Raw genomic sequence first — 16057 nt, 5'->3', positions numbered from 1 at the left:
GCGGCGCGACCGATATCGTGCGTGCGATCGCGAGTAAAAAACGATCGGCAGCAGAGCCCTCGCCATCAGCGCAGAAAATGAACTCACGCTTGCGCGAAACCAAACGCAAGCACATCACGGATGTCATCGGTGTCACTCATGCACATCAGCAAACGTTCGATGCCGAGCGCAACACCAGCGCATTCCGGCATGCCGCTCGCCAGCGCCGCGAGCAGGTTTTCATCCAGCGGAATCACGTGGTCACCACGCGCAATACGCCGCGTATTATCGGCCTCGAAGCGCGCGCGCTGTTCGTTCGCATCGGTGAGTTCGTGATAACCGTTGGCCAGCTCGTGTCGGCCGAGATAAACCTCGAAACGCTCAGCGACCGGCACATCGCCGACGCGGATTTTTGCGAGCGCACATTGGCTAGCCGGATAGTCGTACAGCAACAACAACTGATCGTGCGGCAGGTGTGGCTGGATCAAATGCGTCAGCAATAAATCCAGCCAGTCGTCGCGCGTGAGTCCGTGCGGATCGATCCGAAACTCCTGCAGCGGCTGTTTTAATTGCTCCAGCGATGCGTGATGCGCATCGATGCCTAATTCCTGTTGAAAAATTTGGGCGTAACTGCGCTCGATCAAGGCGGCTTTTTTTCCGACCAGCGAGAGCGCGTGAGCGATCAGCTCGGTCACTTCAAACATCAGCCGACGATGATCGAAACCAAGTCGATACCATTCCAGCATCGTAAACTCGGGATTATGCCGCCGCCCCGCCTCGCCGTTGCGGAACACACGCCCGAGTTCGTAGCAATCACCGATACCCGCCGCCAGCAACCGCTTCAGTGGAAATTCCGGCGAAGTGCGCAACCAGCGCTTGCGCGCTCCGACGCTAAGCGGCCCGCTGAATTCGGTCTGGAAACTTTCGATATTCGGATCGGTATTTCCCGCCATCGACAGCATCGGCGTTTCGACTTCAAGCACGTTGCGCGTGGCGAAAAACTCGCGAATGGTTTTGTACAAACGCGCCCGCAATTTCAACGCTGAAAGCTGGGGCGACTCCGCATTGGCCAACTCAAAGTGCATCGAGAAATGCCAACCATTGTGTTTCGTCCATCACTTTCACACCAAGCTCGTTTGCCTTGTCGAGCTTGGAACCGGCCTCGTTACCGGCGACCACAAAACTGGTTTTTTTCGAGACGCTGCCTGCAACTTTTGCACCCAGCGCTTCGAGTTTTTCCTTGGCTTCGTCGCGCGTCATCGCGGACAACGTGCCAGTCAGCACCACCGTTTGTCCGGCTAGCGGCGCGGCGAATTGATCATCCTCATTCGGCAACAGGGAGTTCAACTCCTGAGCTGCACCAATGCACCTCGCCAAGAGCCCGCGAGCGGACAAATTGGATAGGAAAAAATGCAACTCTTCCGCTGAATCCTTAGGCAATCCCGCGGCCACAAACTCTTCTGTTTTCGCTACAAACAAACCATCAAGTGTTGGAAAGGCCGTCGCTATCTGCGTGGCGCGTTTTTCCGTCAACTTGGCAATGACTGCCTCAGCCAGATAGTTGGCAAGGTTCAGTTTGCCACGCAACTTTGCGGAGGGTGCGTGTGTATCGGTCACAACCACGCCGCGACTTAGCAGCTCATTGATCACGCGCTTATTGCCGTCCTGCGAAAAAAATGCGTCTATCGCATACGCAACCTCAAAACCGATGTCGGGAATAAGTTTCAATATCGGCCATGGAAGCATCCAGATACGCTTCAGATCGCCAAACCATACGGCCAATACCTTTGCGGTGCCTTCGCCAACATGTCTGATACCCAGCGAGTACAAAAAACGCACCAACGTGGTTTGTCGGCTTCGGTCTATCGCCTCGATCAAATTCTCGGCCCACTTGGTCGCGATCTTGCCGGCCTTGACCGTTTCGGGTGTGATGCCGTCGCGCTGCTCGGCGAGGCGTTTCATTTCGAGCAGATCATCGAGCGTGAGTTTGTACAAATCGGCAACCGATGTGACGTAGCCGAACTCGGAAAGATCTTCGATATAACGTTCGCCGAGGCCGTCGATATCCATTGCACGCCGGCTCGCGAAATGGAAGATCGCTTCGTTGCGTTGTGCGGCGCAAATCAATCCACCAGTGCAGCGCGAGACGACTTCGCCCTCCTCGCGCACGATCGCCGAGCCGCAGATCGGGCACAGCGCCGGCATGACCCACTTTTGCGTGTTCAGCGGGCGATTTTCGAGTACCACCTTCACCACTTCCGGAATCACGTCGCCGGCACGCCGCACGATCACGCTGTCGCCGATGCGCACATCGAGGCGATCGATTTGATCGGCATTGTGCAAGGTCGCGTTGGTCACGATCACGCCACCGACCTGCACCGGCGCGAGGCGTGCAGTAGGCGTTGCCGCGCCAGTGCGGCCGATATTGATATCGATGGCTTCGACCGTCGTGGTTTGTTCCTCCGCGGGAAATTTGTGCGCGATCGCCCAGCGCGGCGTGCGTCCGACAAAACCAAGTTCACGTTGCGCGGCGACGTCGTCAAGCTTGTAGACCACGCCGTCGATATCGAACGGCAAGGCATCACGCTGCGCACCGATGCGGTTGTAATAATCGATGCAGCCGCGCGCGCCGATCGCGGTTTCGACCAGCGCACTGACCGGCATGCCCCACTCGCGAAATTTTTTCAAGGTGGCCGAATGCGTGGCCGGCAATTCGCCGCCTTCAACCACACCGGCGGCATACGCATAAAACGCGAGCGGTCGTTTTGCGGTGATGCGCGGATCGAGCTGGCGCAGCGATCCTGCCGCGCCGTTGCGCGGATTGGCCAGCACCTTGCCGCCATGCTCACGCGCATGTTTATTGTATTTTTCAAAGTCGGCGCGTGGCATGTACACCTCACCGCGCACTTCGAGCACACGCGGCCAATCGTTGCCGCGCAGGCGCAATGGAATGGCCTTGATCGTGCGCAGATTCGGCGTGACTTCCTCGCCGCTCGCGCCATCGCCACGCGTGGCGCCGCGCACGAACTGGCCGTCCTCGTAACGCAGACTGATCGCGAGTCCGTCGAACTTCGGTTCGACCGAAAACACCGGATTGACTACATCGAGCGCCTTTTCGATGCGTCGCACGAAGTCGTGGATTTCCTTGTAGCGACCCAGATCGTCCGACGCCGCGACATTATCGAAGGCATTGCCGAGCGACAACATCGGCACTTCGTGGATCACCTTGGCGAATTTCGCCGACGGCGCCGCTCCCACACGTTGCGTCGGTGAATCCGCCACCGCCAGCGCAGGATATTCATCCTCCAGCGCCTGCAACTCGCGCAGCAAACGGTCGTAATCGATATCCGCGATTTTCGGATCGTCGAGCATATGATAGTTGTGATTGTGCTGCTCGATTTCGGCGCGCAATGCAGCGGCGCGCCGCACGGTTTCGGCGGGAATTCGGCTGGATTCTTGGCTCATGGAATTTACGCAGGCGGACATGGCGGAATGGCGATCATTCTAGCCCAGCGCGGAATCGCGATGGCACACATTGCGTTGCGCCTTGCCATTCGCCGGTGCGTATCCGATGCTAGAGTTTCAATCACGCTGCCGCCCGAGGAAAAATCATGGCCAAGAAAAACTGGACGCCGTTCAGCCCCGCCAACAAGGCTTTCGATTATCCCGGCGACAAGCTGAGCAAGGCTTGGGGCAAGCTGCATGCGGGCGATCAGGAACCCTTTCCCGACGATGCCCATGTCGGCAAGTTGCTCAAGGCCAACAGCAAGCTCGGCAAGGCGGCCGACGCCGGCAAGATCGCCGAGGAATTGCAGGAAGCGTGGCGCGCGTTTCATCGCGGCGATTTCCAGGAAGCCTTTGAAACCGGCACGGCATTCGGCGCACTCGGCAGCTCGGTCGCGATCAAGGCCGCCGGCATTCATGCCACGCATCTGCTTGATGACGACAAGGAAAAAGAAGCGCGTTATCTCACGCTCGGCAAACTCGCAGACGAGGCGATCGCGCAATTGCCGGCTGAGGCCAATAGCCATTTTCGGCGCGCGTTTGCGATCGGTCGCTACGGCCAGTGCATCTCGATCGCCAAAGCGCTGAGCCAGGGTTTGGCCGGCAAGGTGAAAGAATCGCTCGACAAGACCTTGAAGCTCGCACCGAAACACGGCGAGGCGCATACCGCGCTTGGGCTGTATCACGCCGAGATCATCGGCAAGGTCGGCAGCATGATCGGCGGCCTGACCTACGGCGCGAAATCTGCGCTCGGCGAGGAACATCTCAAGACCTCGACCAAACTTACACCGGATTCGCCGGTGGCCTGGATCGAATACGGCAACGGCCTGCTGCTGTTGTTCGGCAACAAGCGTGAGGACGATGCCGCCGAAGCTTATGACAAAGCCGCGAAACTCAAGCCGAAAGACGCAATGGAAGCGCTGGATGTCGCGCATGCGAAAGCGCAACTCGAATAAATTCGGCGCGCCTTGTGGCGCACGCAAACATACGCTGCGTCGCATCGGCGTGCTATCCGCGTTACCATGGCCGCATCAATTATTGGCTGCGTGACCGGAGATCATGATGTTGAAACTGCGAATTATTCTGCTCGCCGCAAGCTATGCGCTCGCTGCCAGCGCCTGGGCCGGAACCGGATTGACCAACGCGGGCGTGGACGATCCGGCCTTGACCGATCCGAACAATCCCGCGACATCCGCCGCCGCTGCCGCCGCGCAGACGGCCGCGCTCGCCAACCAGCCCAACAACGCCGTCGCAGGTGTTGCCGGCACGGGCAATTCAGTGGCGCAAAATGCGGCGCAGGCCGCGGCAAATGCCGCCGGACAAAACGGTCAAGCTGCGAATGCCAGCAACGTTGTGCTCACACCGGCGCAACAAGCCGCGGCCGACGCGGCGAAAATTGCCGCAGCGACTCCGCCACCACCGCCGCCGGTGCCAGAGCCGGAACACGTTTCGGTGATGCGTGTATTGCCGAAGGCGGTGCCGGTCGTAGCACCATCGGATATCCCGACCCTGCCCGCAACCGATCCAGTGATCGATCCGCCCGCACCTGTCGTCGCTGAGGCCGTACCAACACCGCCCGTTGCGACGCCGCGCCCGCCGCGAGTGGCACCCGTCGCCGATACCACGGCAGGTGCCACGAATGTCAGCAAAACCGGCGACTCGGTTTCGTCTAAGGTCGACGCCGCGCCGTCACCCACTCGCTATTTTGCGCTGGGCGGCTTGGGTATTGCGGGTCTGATTGTGGCGGCTGCGTTGTTTGGGTTTATGCGCAGCGGGAAGTAGTGCCGCGAAATGCCTCGGGGAACTCGTCGAACAAAACACCGTTGAGCATCAGATATTCATATTCGGACGTTTCAATGAAGCCTACTGTAAGACTGCGACTCGGCGATCTCTTCGATGGCCCAGCCGACCTCATCGTTCTTCCATGCTCGACCGCAGGGACGATCACAGGTTTCGTCGCCCGCTCCCTCGTTCACCACTCTATTCCACACCCCAGCGATCACATGGAGCTTGGCGATGTCGAGATCATGCCATTTGAAGGCGCGGACGAAATCGCTCAATACGTCGCGTTTGCGGCGTCTGTGCAAGGAAACTCATCTACGACAGAAGCGATTGAAAAGATCGGAGCTGAGTTAGGCGACTTCACTCGCAAACAATCTTCCGTTAGAACAATATCGGCTCCGCTACTCGGTGCAGGGGCTGGAGGGCTCCAAAGCGAGAAGGTTGTCGCCGCTCTTAAGGCAGGGTTCTGTTCGACCGCAGATCCTGCTGCTTCGCTATTCATACAGGTTCTCCACCGCGACGTGTATGAGCGAATAAAGGGCAACAGGCGTGTCATTCAGGGAGAGCAGAAGGACACTCTCCGAGTATTCATCAGTCACACCTCGAAGACCGAGTCGGCGATCGAGTGGGTAAAATCGTTAGCGCTACACTTGATCGAGCAGGGAGTGCAAGCGCGCCTAGACAAGTTCCACCTTCGCCGCGGTATGGATCTTCCCCAATGGATGTGTAACGAACTCGCGATGGCGCGAAAAGTGGTCGTCGTCTGTGACGAGTCATACAAGCAAAAAGCAGATGGTCGCCTCGGTGGCGTCGGCTGGGAAACAATGATTATTCAGGGGGACTTGGCTGGTCTGCCGCCGGAGAGCACGAAGTATCAAGTGGTAGTTCGCGCAGACGACATCGAAAAGGGCTTGCCAATGTATCTACGCACAAGATACGCATTTCACGCTCCTGGTGCTGCGCAAGAGCAATCATTCCGGCAGGAGTTGCTACAAGAACTCCTTGATCTCCCGCTAGACCCAACACTTGAAGCCAAAGAGTTTGCGCTGTGAAGACGAGATTCAACGATAGCTCCTGCAATTTATTGGACACTCTGAGGTAACACTTCAGGAGCTTCCCCACGCCAATTCTTTGCACCAAAACCACCTATCTACACAGCCCGCAATTTAAGGAAACAGCTATCAGCCGGAGCCACTAGCCAAGCTTCACGGTGCAGGAGGAGAGGTCGCCAGCTCGCGGCCTTTTCCCGTAGCGATACGTCTGATCAATTTCTGATAACCATAGTTAGGCTTTCATGAGCCATGCTTTGCTGCATGCCCAAGGCCCTTTTGCTTGCGCAAAATCCTGAGCACGACGCAACCAGACAGTCAGATTTTCGGCGTCAGCCAATCCGGCTTCGGCAAGTTCACGAATACGCCGCGCAGGCCTTCGCTCCAGCGTGTGGCGAGCTGGCTGAAATACGGGTCGCCGTCTTCGATGCGTTGCTGGATATCCACACTCAAACTATCGTTGCGATAGACCAGAAGATCGATCGGCAGACCGACCGAAACGTTCGAGCGCATGGTCGAGTCGAACGATACCAGCGTGCATTGCGTCGCTTCGGTGAGGTCGGTGGCGGGCGTGAGAATGCGATCGATGATCGGCTTGCCGTACTTGATTTCGCCGATCTGGAAATACGGCGTTTCGAGCGATGCCTCGATGAAATTACCTTCCGAATAAACTTGGAATAATCGCTGCGTTTCGCCCGCGATCTGGCCGCCGACGATGAACGATGCCGAGGCGTCGATATTGTTCTGGCGCAGGAATTCGCCGTCGCGGTTTTTCACCTCGCGCATCGCTTCGCCGAGCAGGCCGGCGATGTCGTACAGCGAGATTGCATTCCAGATTCCCAGTGCGTCCGGATTGGTGCGCGCACGTTGTTCGAGTAGGTTCAGCGCGCTCTGCGTGATCGACAAATTGCCTGCCGACAAAGTCACGATCACACGCTGGCCGACACGCGTAAACACGCGCATCTTGCCGAATTTGGAAATATTGTCGATGCCGGCGTTGGTGCGCGAATCGGACGCGAACACCATGCCACTATCGAGCTTCATCGCTACGCAATACGTCATCGGAACAGGTCAGGCAGGAGGATTTGCGGAGTGCGAAATTCTAGCATGCGCGCTGCTGTCGACCGCAGCCGTTTCATGCCGCGATCCGATCGGTTGACGTCATGAATTCGCGATTGACTTCATCCGCGAGCAGATAAAGCCGCTCGATATAGCCGTCCAGATAGGTCTGCATGCCTTGTTCGAGAATCGCGTCGATCCGGCCGTAGCGCAATTCCGCGGCGAGCGCGCCGGCCTGGCGCACCACTTCGGCGCGCTCGCCATGCACGAGTGAGCTGAGGATGTTGTGGATCGCGACTGTGCATACGACCAGCGAGCGTGGCATGTCCTCGCGTAGAATCAGCAGCTCGGCGACTCTTTTCGGGCGCACCGTGTCTTTGTAGATGCGGCGGTAGGTTTCGAAGGCCGAAATCGCATGCAGCATCGAACTCCACTGGTAATAATCGACCGCGTTGCGCACCTCGTGTTTGTCGCCGGCGCCGGGCACGCTGTACTTGATGTCGAGCAGGCGCACGGTGCAATCGGCGCGTTCGATAAACGTGCCGAGGCTCAGAAAATGATAGGCCTCGTCGCGCCCCATCGTGCCGATCGTGATGCCACGAAACGACGCCGAACGTTGCTTCACGCGATCGAGAAAAACCTGCAGGCCATCGCTGACCAATTGCTCCCAACTCAATGCGCGAATGCTGAGCCACGATGAATTCAGATCTTCGTACATCTCCGCCGTGATCGCGCCGCGTTGCGAGCGCGCCGATTCGCGTGCGGATTGCAGGCAGCTGTAGATCGACGACGGATTCAGCGCATCGAAAATCATGAAACGCAGCACTTTCTGCGCGTTCACCGCGCCGTACAAACGCGCGTATTCCTTCTCGATACCAAACGCTTCGAGCGCCTTGCCCCACACCGTCACGCCCGCGGCGCCGCGCTCGAAACGCTCGGGCAGCAACGCGATGCGTTGGGTCAGGTCGATCAGCCGCGCAGTGTTTTCGGCACGTTCGATATGCCGCGACATCCAGTACAGTTCATTCGCCGTTCGACACAACATTCAGACCTCCACGATCCAGGTATCTTTGGTGCCGCCGCCTTGTGACGAATTGACCACGAGCGAGCCTTCGGTCAGCGCCACACGTGTGAGCCCGCCGGGCACGACATGGATGCTGCGGCCCGACAGCACGTACGGGCGAAAATCCACATGCCGCGGCGCGATGCCGGCATCGACAAAGGTCGGGCATGTAGACAATGCCAACGTCGGCTGCGCGATGTATTTTTGCGGCTCGGCGAGAATGCGCCGACGGAAATCCGCGAGCTGTTTTTTACTCGCCGCCGGCCCAACGAGCATGCCGTAACCACCGGCACCGTGGACTTCTTTCACCACCAGTTCGGCAAGGTGTTCGAGCACGTAACGGCAGTCATCGGGCTTGCGTAATTGCCACGTCGGCACGTTGTTGAGAATCGGCTGTTCGTCGAGATAAAACCGGATCATCTCGGGCACATGCACGTAGGTCGATTTGTCATCCGCCACGCCCGTGCCGATCGCGTTCGCCAACGTGACCTTGCCGGCCTTGTAGGCGGCGTACAAACCCGGCAAACCGAGCAGCGAATCCTTGCGGAACACGTTCGGATCGAGATAGTCATCATCAAGCCGACGATAGATCACATGCACACGCTGCAGGCCACGCGTGGTGCGCATGAAAATCATGTTGTCCTGCGCACACAAATCCTGACCTTCGACCAGTTCCACACCCATCTGCTGCGCGAGGAACGCATGCTCGAAATACGCCGAGTTGTGCGCGCCCGGCGTGAGCACGGCGACGGTTGGATTATCGACACCTTCGGGCGCGACCGAACGCAGGTTATCGAGCAGCACATCGGGAAAATGCTCGACCGGCGCGATCTGCTGGCTGGCAAAAAGCTCGGGGAAAAGCCGCATCATCATCTTGCGGTTTTCGAGCATGTAGGAAACACCGGACGGCACGCGCAGATTGTCTTCGAGCACGTAATATTCGCCGGCGCCGGCACGCACGATATCGATGCCGGCGATGTGCGCATAGATGTTGCCGGGCACATCGGTGCCAACCATTTCGGGGCGAAATTGCGAGTTCTGCAGCACGAGTTCCGGCGGCAAGATGCCGGCCTTGAGAATGCGCTGCTCGTGATAGATATCGTGCAGGAAAAAATTCAGCGCCTGCACTCGTTGTTTGAGGCCGCGTTCGAGCACCTGCCATTCCGCCGCGGGAATAATGCGCGGCACGATATCGAACGGAATCAGCCGCTCGGTGCCCGCATCTTCACCGTATACCGCGAAGGTAATGCCGACGCGATGGAATGCCAGCTCCGCTTCGGTGCGACGCTGCGCGATGCGCGCCGGTGGCGCCTGCTCCAACCATTTGCCGAACGCACGGTAATGCGCGCGCGTCTTGCCTTTCCCATCCAGCATTTCATCGTACGCGTTAGGCATTTCACGTTCTCCGATAGCGCTTATTTAAAAGCATTCGACGTGCGTGCCTTCGCGATTTGACTCACTACTTATCCCATCGCTGGAGTGTGCCACGCCAGCGCAGGATTTGGCTCACCCTGATAAAACATTTAAACAACCCTCGCCGGTTTCCGCGCGGATTTTTTGCTCGCCACAGTTTTGCGCGGTGTCGATTTTGATGCGGGTTTGCGGGCTGACTTGGCTGACTTCGGCGCTGCAGATTTCGATGCCGCCAGCGCCGATACATTCGCGTTGTAGCGCGTTACGAGCGCATCCACGCCCGCGGCGCTGATCTCGTCGCTCCAGTCTTCGAGCAAGGTCAGCAGCAACAATTTCTCGAACTCCTGCGCAAAACGTTGTGTCACCGCATCGGGATCGGAAACGCGCTTGCCATCCGCAATCAGGCCGAAATACACACGGCCGTTGTAGCTCATTATCGACAGCCCCAAACCGATGCTGCCGTTCTGCGGCACCCAGAACATCATCTCGCGAATACGACTGCCGGCCATGTACAACGGCACCGACGGCCCGGGCACATTGGTCGCGACTGCAGTGGCTTTGCGGCTGAACATTTCCAGCGCCGGCCCCTGCAACATCGCCGGCCCCATGCCGAGCACCGCGAGCAGGCCGAACGCAACGATCGCCTGCCGCGACTTCTTCAGCTCGCGCATATTCTGTGCGACGATTTCCAAGCGACGCAGCGGATTTGATTCGCCAATCGGCAAGCCGAGAAACACCAGACCGAAATGATTGCCGAGTTTTTTCGCGTGCTCCAGTGGACGCAGATTCACCGGCACCGTGGCGTGGATGGTCAGGCCTTCGACATCCTCGCCGCGCTCCAGCAAATAGTGTCGCAACGCGCCCGCCGCACACGCCAGCAGTACATCGTTGACAGTGCAGCCGAGCACCTTGCCGATGGTCTTGACGTCTTCCAGCGGCAGAGGTTCCGCCCAGGCCACACGCTTGCTCACGCCGAGTTCGCCCTTCAATGAAGTGATCGGATCGTCTGGCAAGGTCAACGCTGTCGCGAGTTCCTTGGCGATCTCGCCGCCCTCATGCGCGAGCGCGGTGGCGATACTCGGATCGCGCAGAATCTCGGCACCTTTTTCCCAGATCGTGTTGCCAATCGCAAGCGCGCGCTTGAGGCCGGTGCGTCCAGGTTCGAGCAGACGCTGCGACACGCTGCCCTGATCTTTTTTCAGCCAGCTGCGATTGAGTTCAGCCCGTTTTTCGGGCGTGTTGTCGGTATCGGTCAACGACAGTGTGACCTGCACCAGCGCCAGGCCATCGGCATAACAATGATGGATGCGCACAATCAGCGCGCTGCCGCCGAGATAATCCTCGACCACGTGAAACTGCCACAACGGCTTGGAATGATCGAGCGGCGTCGATGCCATCTGGCTGACGAGTTTTTCGAGTTCTTGCTTGTCGGCATCGCCCGGCAACGCGGTTACGCGGACATGCCAATCCATCGCGAAATCCGTATCTTCTTCCCAGTACGCACCGGTCGCGGTATCGACGGCTTTCTGCCGAAATCGGCGGAACGCGAGAAAGCGTTCGGACAACAAGCGCTTGAGTCGATCCACATCCATCGGCGTATCGAACATGACCACGCTGGTGATCATCATCAGATTCGTCGCGCGCTCCATTCGCAGCCACGCCGTATCCACCTTCGACATGGGTTCGCGCTGGGCGCTGGCGCTTTCGTACATGGATCGATACTCCGCTGTGTTGGTATCTGGCAAGAGGCAAGCATAACCCGATCGAATTCATAACGTCATACTCGACGTCGAACATGCCATCAGGAGAGTTTACTCAGACACCACACAGGAAATCACAGCATGCATGTGGACCATACTTCGATTGCTCTGGACTATGGCTGGAGCGCCCCTGACAAACGGGGCATCGTAGCAATGCCCAGAGCATCGCCGCAATTCGGCAATAGCTATTGCCGAATTGCGGAACTTTATTCGAAGCCGCTGGCGAAAAGGGTTTCGGCGATGGGAGTCGTGGAAAAATTATTCTTGATGCTCGGTTCGCTGAGGCTCATCGGGCCGTACAAAATTCCTTCGATCCACATCTGTGATTCTGAATTGACTCCGAGCAAATCGGCGCTGACGGTGACCTGTCCGCCAGGTATAAGATCGAACGAGGCATGCAGGTGACCGGCAGATACGTCGGTCGTGCAGTTTGAAGCCCCTTGCGTTGAACAAATGAGATTTCCCGATAATGGCAGCGGCAACACGCCAAACAATTTTACGCCGACGATCGCTACGTCACCCGTATAGTGAACCGTCATGCTGATGTGCGCGATGCCACCATGCGGGATGACTTTCGGACTGGTGACGACGATATCGAGATCACCTTGCGCTGCAATAGTGTTATCGAGCAGGGCATCTACCGTCGCTTGCGTGCCGTCTGATTTGTAATCGGTCCTGCTCACCAACAATCGGTTAGCACTCGGATTGGCTAACAGATTAATGTAGCCTGATGGTGTCTGTGCATCTGTAGGTGGCCTAAGCGCAGCTACTTGACTCGTTGTCACCGTGTGTGTGGTCAGATTGTATTTTGCCAGCCACGCCAGCCCATGATAAGAATTCGTGTATTGACTGAATCGCAGCCAGGCATTGCCGTCGACACTTGGCATGGCCTGGATAATAAAGCCAGCGATTGAGGGCGCCGGTAATGTGGGATTGCCAGCGTATGCAACACCACCGCCATCGCCACGCAAATGGAACAGCCATGGCATATCAGGCCGTTCATCAGGGTAGGAAACAGAACCTACGAATAGGAAGTCACCATTCGACATTTCTTGAAAACCGTTGTACGAACAATTCCCACCGCAGCCGTCATCAGCGGACTCCGTCCATAGCAGGCTGCCGTCAGCGGAATTGATCTTGGCGAATCCACCGCTGCGCAGAAACGTTACCAAATTTCCATCGTGAGTCGCATACAGAGCACTTGGAGCATACGCACTGCTGTTCCACAATGTAGTGCCATCAACACCCGAAAGCTTTACCAGCTTGGACACTGTTGGCATGGACTCGAAAGATCCTGCAACAACAACATCAGTGCCAGATACAGTAATTGCTGGTGGGATGGCTTGTGACTGATTGCCAACGACATCTGCGTCCCTTCGCCATAGAATCGTTCCGTCGGCGCCGGCAAATTTGATCACCGACTGCCCACCATTGTTGTAGCAACACTGCACCATGCCACCAGCAGCAAGAAAGAAATTGCCGGCACCGTCCGACAACAAGCTAGGTGCGATCGGAGCCGCGCCCAAGGCGCCCAGATAATAAGTTACCCAGCGTTTTTCCCCGGTATTGCGATCAAACGCGGCAAGCGACATGCCACTCGGATACGGATAGAAGCTGGAGTGCGTGGCTGCTGCTATAACAATTGTGTCGTTATTCGTGGCCTGAGACCAACCGCTGTTCGGACTTGTGGTCCAACTATCGTTATCTACAATATCCCACAGCACGCTCCCATCCACCGCCGACAGCCGCCGAAAATGTAATCCATCGGATAAAAGAGACTCATTCAGGATATTTTGCGTGCCATCCATAAAGCTCGAACCAGCGATGGCCTTGCCTGTAGATACAAGCGGTGCAGGCAAAAACCATGACGTTTCCCAAGGCGCAATTTCAGCAAAAGAAGAACCGCATATGCCAAAAGCAGATATAGCCGCACAAATCAAGTAAAAAAACGGCTGAAAAATCTTCCTTGGCATAAGCAAATCCGTCATCATGTTTTGTCGTGAAGCGCCATGATCTTATAGTTGCAGCGATAAGTCGATAGAGCTGGGCCAAAAAATCCGCATAGCCGTTAAGTAGAATTTCTGCATCCCCTTGGGATAATCATGCCCACACAACGATGAGCAGAAGATGGAAAACCGAGTCATACGTCGTTTGCCGCAGCGAGGAATTTCAGGGTGATTGATATTCAACTATTTCCTCATTTTGTGTCGACATACGCACAGCCTGAATAGCGTCAAGATAATGCATAATTGCATGCAGCCATTGGAAAAAATCTCCGCGCAGGATTATTTCGCGTTAACCGACTACAACACATATCCGACAGAGGTGCCTTGATGCAACACGCCAGCGACATCCTGCTCAGTCTGTTCATTGTATTTGTCGCGGCGCAGATTGGCGCGGAGATCGCCCAACGATTAAAGCTGCCCGGCGTGGTCGGCGAAATCGCTGCCGGTTGTGTAGTCGGGCCCTCTTTGCTCGGCTGGATTCAGCCGTCCGAAGCGCTTGATGTACTCGCCGAAATCGGCGTGGTGTTGCTGCTGTTTTCGGTCGGCCTGGAAACGCGGTTGGCAGATTTGCAGAAGGTCGGCCGCAGCGCGTTTCTGGTCGGTGTGCTCGGCGTAATTTTGCCGTTTGTACTCGGCGCAGGCTGGGCGGTCAGCGCCGGTTTTCCTCTCAACAAATCATTGTTTGTCGCCGCTGCATTCGTCGCCACATCGGCTGGCATCACGGCGCGTGTGCTGCAGGAATTGAACGCACTGCAACGCATCGAGAGTCGTGTGATTCTGGGGGCCGCCGTGATCGACGATATTCTCGCGATGTTGCTGCTCGGGGTAGTCGTGTCATTGCAGGGCGGCGGCGATCTGGAATGGCGACAGCTGTTATTTGTGCTTGGCGGCGCCGTGGGGTTTATCGCGGTAGTGGGTTTTGTCGGCACACGCGCGATGCGGCGCAAATCGCATTGGCTCGAAGCGCCGATCAATCCATTATCACCACTGACGATCGTGCTGGCCTTGTGTCTCGGCCTCGCATTTCTCTCGACCAAATTCGGACTGGCCGCCATCATCGGCGCATTTCTCGCAGGCATGCTCGCCGCAGAAACCAAACAACGCGAAACGCTGGAACATCAAACCCAGCCGCTGCTGGCGCTGCTGACACCGTTCTTTTTTGTGCTCACCGGCGCCAAGATCGAGCTGGCACAACTGGCGAGTACCGACGCATTGCTGATGCTGGCTGTGGTCACCTCGATCGCGATCGTCTCCAAACTCGGCGGCGGATTTCTCGGCGCGCTCGCGCTCGGCAAACGCAGCGCGCTGATCGTCGGTGTCGGTATGGTTCCGCGCGGTGAAGTCGGCGTGGTAATCGCGAGTCTCGGGCTTGCGAGCGGCGTTTTCTCGCCGAAGATGTACGCCGTGATCGTGGCGATGTCGCTACTCACAGCGATGATCACGCCACCGGTGCTGGCGGTTTTGCTACGGAAAAGTGCGAACAACTGAAGCCGTTATTTCACGCCTTACCCAAACATCAAGCGGCCTGCAGCAAGAACTCGACCTTCACTGCATCGAACGGAAAAACGATACCGCCGCCTTCGACACGATCAAGCACGCCAGCATTCAGCAATGCGATCACATCGCCGTGCACGGCTTTGACGTCGCGATTGATCCGGCGCGCCGCTTCGCGGATCGAAACCGGTCCGGCACCACAAATCGCCTTCAGTAACTCCCAGCGTTTGGCAGTCAAAACCTGCCATAGCAGTTCCGGTGTAGCGAAGCTGATGCGCACCGACTTCTGCGCCTTGCCGGCCTTCCATGCGTGCGAAAAATCGCTCATCGCCTGCGTCGGGCTGCGTACATCAAGTGTCACTGTTTTCATCGTTCCACCTCGTTACGTCTTCTCACTAAAATAAAAAACCATATTGTCTGCGGGACGAACAAATACAAGTTGGACCGATGTCGGGCTACCGTCGCTCAAATAGGTAGACGAAAGATAGATATAGACTCCCGCTGATTTCAACTCGGAAAGTTTGGGGAACCACGCGATTTCGTCGTCATTGAGAGCGCCACCAATGAAATCCGTGGCGTCGCGGACTACTGCCGGTAACTGATCGCCACGATACCAGCGGCCATGAAAACTTACAGGCGTACCGGTCAACTCCGCCAGTTCCACATGAGTTACTTTTATTGCGTAAGCATCCAGATGGTCGCCAGTAAACGAGCGCGACGAGACAAAACTGCGCACGACCTTTTCAATTCGATCCTGACCTAAACCACACAAATTCAGCACAAAACGAGCGTCGTTGATGGAAGCCGTATCAATACGATCCCGGTTGCCAGGGCCGAGCGTGTACGAGATAAATGCACCAAGCCCAAGCACTGCAAGCAGGGAAAAAACTCCCCATACCAGCAACAAATTTCGCAACACACCCACAATACGTAATTTCATTTCGTCGA

At 57.1% G+C, this 16057-nt stretch carries 13 protein-coding genes; 4 read left to right on the top strand and 9 right to left on the bottom strand.

All coding sequences use genetic code 11. The annotated features are described in order from the left end of the window. Positions 1-83 precede the first annotated feature (83 nt). On the bottom strand, positions 84-1064 hold the full coding sequence (gene epmA, locus ELE36_RS08560; RefSeq protein ID WP_129832672.1) for an EF-P lysine aminoacylase EpmA: 981 nt from the start codon (positions 1062-1064) through the stop codon (positions 84-86). After that, a complete protein-coding gene (gene ligA / locus ELE36_RS08555; RefSeq protein WP_129832671.1) occupies positions 1054-3444 on the bottom strand; it encodes an NAD-dependent DNA ligase LigA in 2391 nt (796 codons plus the stop codon). Before ligA ends, epmA begins: the two co-directional genes overlap by 11 nt. Before the next feature lie 146 nt (positions 3445-3590). Between ligA and ELE36_RS08550 the strand changes: the two genes are divergently transcribed. The 3 genes from ELE36_RS08550 (at position 3591) to ELE36_RS08540 (ending at position 6317) form a co-directional block, all read left to right on the top strand. After that, the gene (locus tag ELE36_RS08550) at positions 3591-4439 is read left to right on the top strand and encodes a tetratricopeptide repeat protein (protein ID WP_129832670.1); all 849 of its coding nucleotides are present in this window, start codon (positions 3591-3593) and stop codon (positions 4437-4439) included. Between the two features lie 106 nt (positions 4440-4545). Then, positions 4546-5265: a hypothetical protein gene (locus tag ELE36_RS08545; RefSeq protein ID WP_129832669.1), complete on the top strand. Its 720-nt coding sequence runs from the start codon at positions 4546-4548 to the stop codon at positions 5263-5265. Between the two features lie 74 nt (positions 5266-5339). Next, positions 5340-6317, top strand: coding sequence for a TIR domain-containing protein (locus tag ELE36_RS08540; RefSeq protein WP_129832668.1), 978 nt, complete (start codon positions 5340-5342; stop codon positions 6315-6317). A 315-nt stretch (positions 6318-6632) separates the two neighbouring features. Here the strand turns inward: ELE36_RS08540 and ELE36_RS08535 are convergent, their stop codons facing one another. From ELE36_RS08535 to ELE36_RS08515, 5 genes are all read right to left on the bottom strand, one after another. Beyond that, the gene (locus ELE36_RS08535) at positions 6633-7376 is read right to left on the bottom strand and encodes a proteasome-type protease (protein ID WP_129832667.1); all 744 of its coding nucleotides are present in this window, start codon (positions 7374-7376) and stop codon (positions 6633-6635) included. A gap of 73 nt (positions 7377-7449) precedes the next feature. Continuing rightward, complete coding sequence (locus ELE36_RS08530; protein WP_129832666.1) at positions 7450-8418, bottom strand: alpha-E domain-containing protein; 969 nt, start codon at positions 8416-8418, stop codon at positions 7450-7452. Then, a complete protein-coding gene (locus ELE36_RS08525; protein ID WP_129832665.1) occupies positions 8419-9831 on the bottom strand; it encodes a circularly permuted type 2 ATP-grasp protein in 1413 nt (470 codons plus the stop codon). A gap of 128 nt (positions 9832-9959) precedes the next feature. After that, on the bottom strand, positions 9960-11561 hold the full coding sequence (locus ELE36_RS08520) for a WS/DGAT/MGAT family O-acyltransferase (RefSeq protein WP_129832664.1): 1602 nt from the start codon (positions 11559-11561) through the stop codon (positions 9960-9962). Between the two features lie 254 nt (positions 11562-11815). Continuing rightward, positions 11816-13597 (bottom strand): outer membrane protein assembly factor BamB family protein, encoded by a 1782-nt coding sequence (locus tag ELE36_RS08515; RefSeq protein ID WP_165371539.1) that lies wholly within the window; start codon positions 13595-13597, stop codon positions 11816-11818. A gap of 345 nt (positions 13598-13942) precedes the next feature. Between ELE36_RS08515 and ELE36_RS08510 the strand changes: the two genes are divergently transcribed. After that, positions 13943-15103 carry a cation:proton antiporter gene (locus ELE36_RS08510; RefSeq protein ID WP_129832662.1) on the top strand — a complete coding sequence of 387 codons (1161 nt, stop codon included), beginning with the start codon at positions 13943-13945 and terminating at the stop codon, positions 15101-15103. Positions 15104-15131: 28 nt separating this feature from the next. Here ELE36_RS08510 and ELE36_RS08505 read toward each other — a convergent pair whose 3' ends face one another. Together ELE36_RS08505 and ELE36_RS08500 are read right to left on the bottom strand one after the other, a co-directional pair. Beyond that, the gene (locus tag ELE36_RS08505) at positions 15132-15479 is read right to left on the bottom strand and encodes an HVO_A0114 family putative DNA-binding protein (RefSeq protein WP_129832661.1); all 348 of its coding nucleotides are present in this window, start codon (positions 15477-15479) and stop codon (positions 15132-15134) included. A 12-nt stretch (positions 15480-15491) separates the two neighbouring features. After that, the gene (locus ELE36_RS08500; protein ID WP_129832660.1) at positions 15492-16049 is read right to left on the bottom strand and encodes a hypothetical protein; all 558 of its coding nucleotides are present in this window, start codon (positions 16047-16049) and stop codon (positions 15492-15494) included. Between the last annotated feature and the right edge of the window lie 8 nt (positions 16050-16057).

This window comes from Pseudolysobacter antarcticus, from assembly GCF_004168365.1.
Lineage (GTDB): Bacteria > Pseudomonadota > Gammaproteobacteria > Xanthomonadales > Rhodanobacteraceae > Pseudolysobacter > Pseudolysobacter antarcticus.
The sequence above is the reverse complement of the archived record's forward strand: the minus strand, read 5'-3'. Positions and strand labels throughout refer to the sequence as shown.

Bases quoted from the DNA above. Each gene is read 5' to 3' on its own strand.
- epmA (WP_129832672.1), bottom strand. From the start codon at position 1,064: ATGCACTTTGAGTTGGCCAATGCGGAGTCGCCCCAGCTTTCAGCGTTG.
- ligA (WP_129832671.1), bottom strand. From the start codon at position 3,444: ATGAGCCAAGAATCCAGCCGAATTCCCGCCGAAACCGTGCGGCGCGCC.
- ELE36_RS08550 (WP_129832670.1), top strand. From the start codon at position 3,591: ATGGCCAAGAAAAACTGGACGCCGTTCAGCCCCGCCAACAAGGCTTTC.
- ELE36_RS08545 (WP_129832669.1), top strand. From the start codon at position 4,546: ATGTTGAAACTGCGAATTATTCTGCTCGCCGCAAGCTATGCGCTCGCT.
- ELE36_RS08540 (WP_129832668.1), top strand. From the start codon at position 5,340: ATGAAGCCTACTGTAAGACTGCGACTCGGCGATCTCTTCGATGGCCCA.
- ELE36_RS08535 (WP_129832667.1), bottom strand. From the start codon at position 7,376: ATGACGTATTGCGTAGCGATGAAGCTCGATAGTGGCATGGTGTTCGCG.
- ELE36_RS08530 (WP_129832666.1), bottom strand. From the start codon at position 8,418: ATGTTGTGTCGAACGGCGAATGAACTGTACTGGATGTCGCGGCATATC.
- ELE36_RS08525 (WP_129832665.1), bottom strand. From the start codon at position 9,831: ATGCCTAACGCGTACGATGAAATGCTGGATGGGAAAGGCAAGACGCGC.
- ELE36_RS08520 (WP_129832664.1), bottom strand. From the start codon at position 11,561: ATGTACGAAAGCGCCAGCGCCCAGCGCGAACCCATGTCGAAGGTGGAT.
- ELE36_RS08515 (WP_165371539.1), bottom strand. From the start codon at position 13,597: ATGACGGATTTGCTTATGCCAAGGAAGATTTTTCAGCCGTTTTTTTAC.
- ELE36_RS08510 (WP_129832662.1), top strand. From the start codon at position 13,943: ATGCAACACGCCAGCGACATCCTGCTCAGTCTGTTCATTGTATTTGTC.
- ELE36_RS08505 (WP_129832661.1), bottom strand. From the start codon at position 15,479: ATGAAAACAGTGACACTTGATGTACGCAGCCCGACGCAGGCGATGAGC.
- ELE36_RS08500 (WP_129832660.1), bottom strand. From the start codon at position 16,049: ATGAAATTACGTATTGTGGGTGTGTTGCGAAATTTGTTGCTGGTATGG.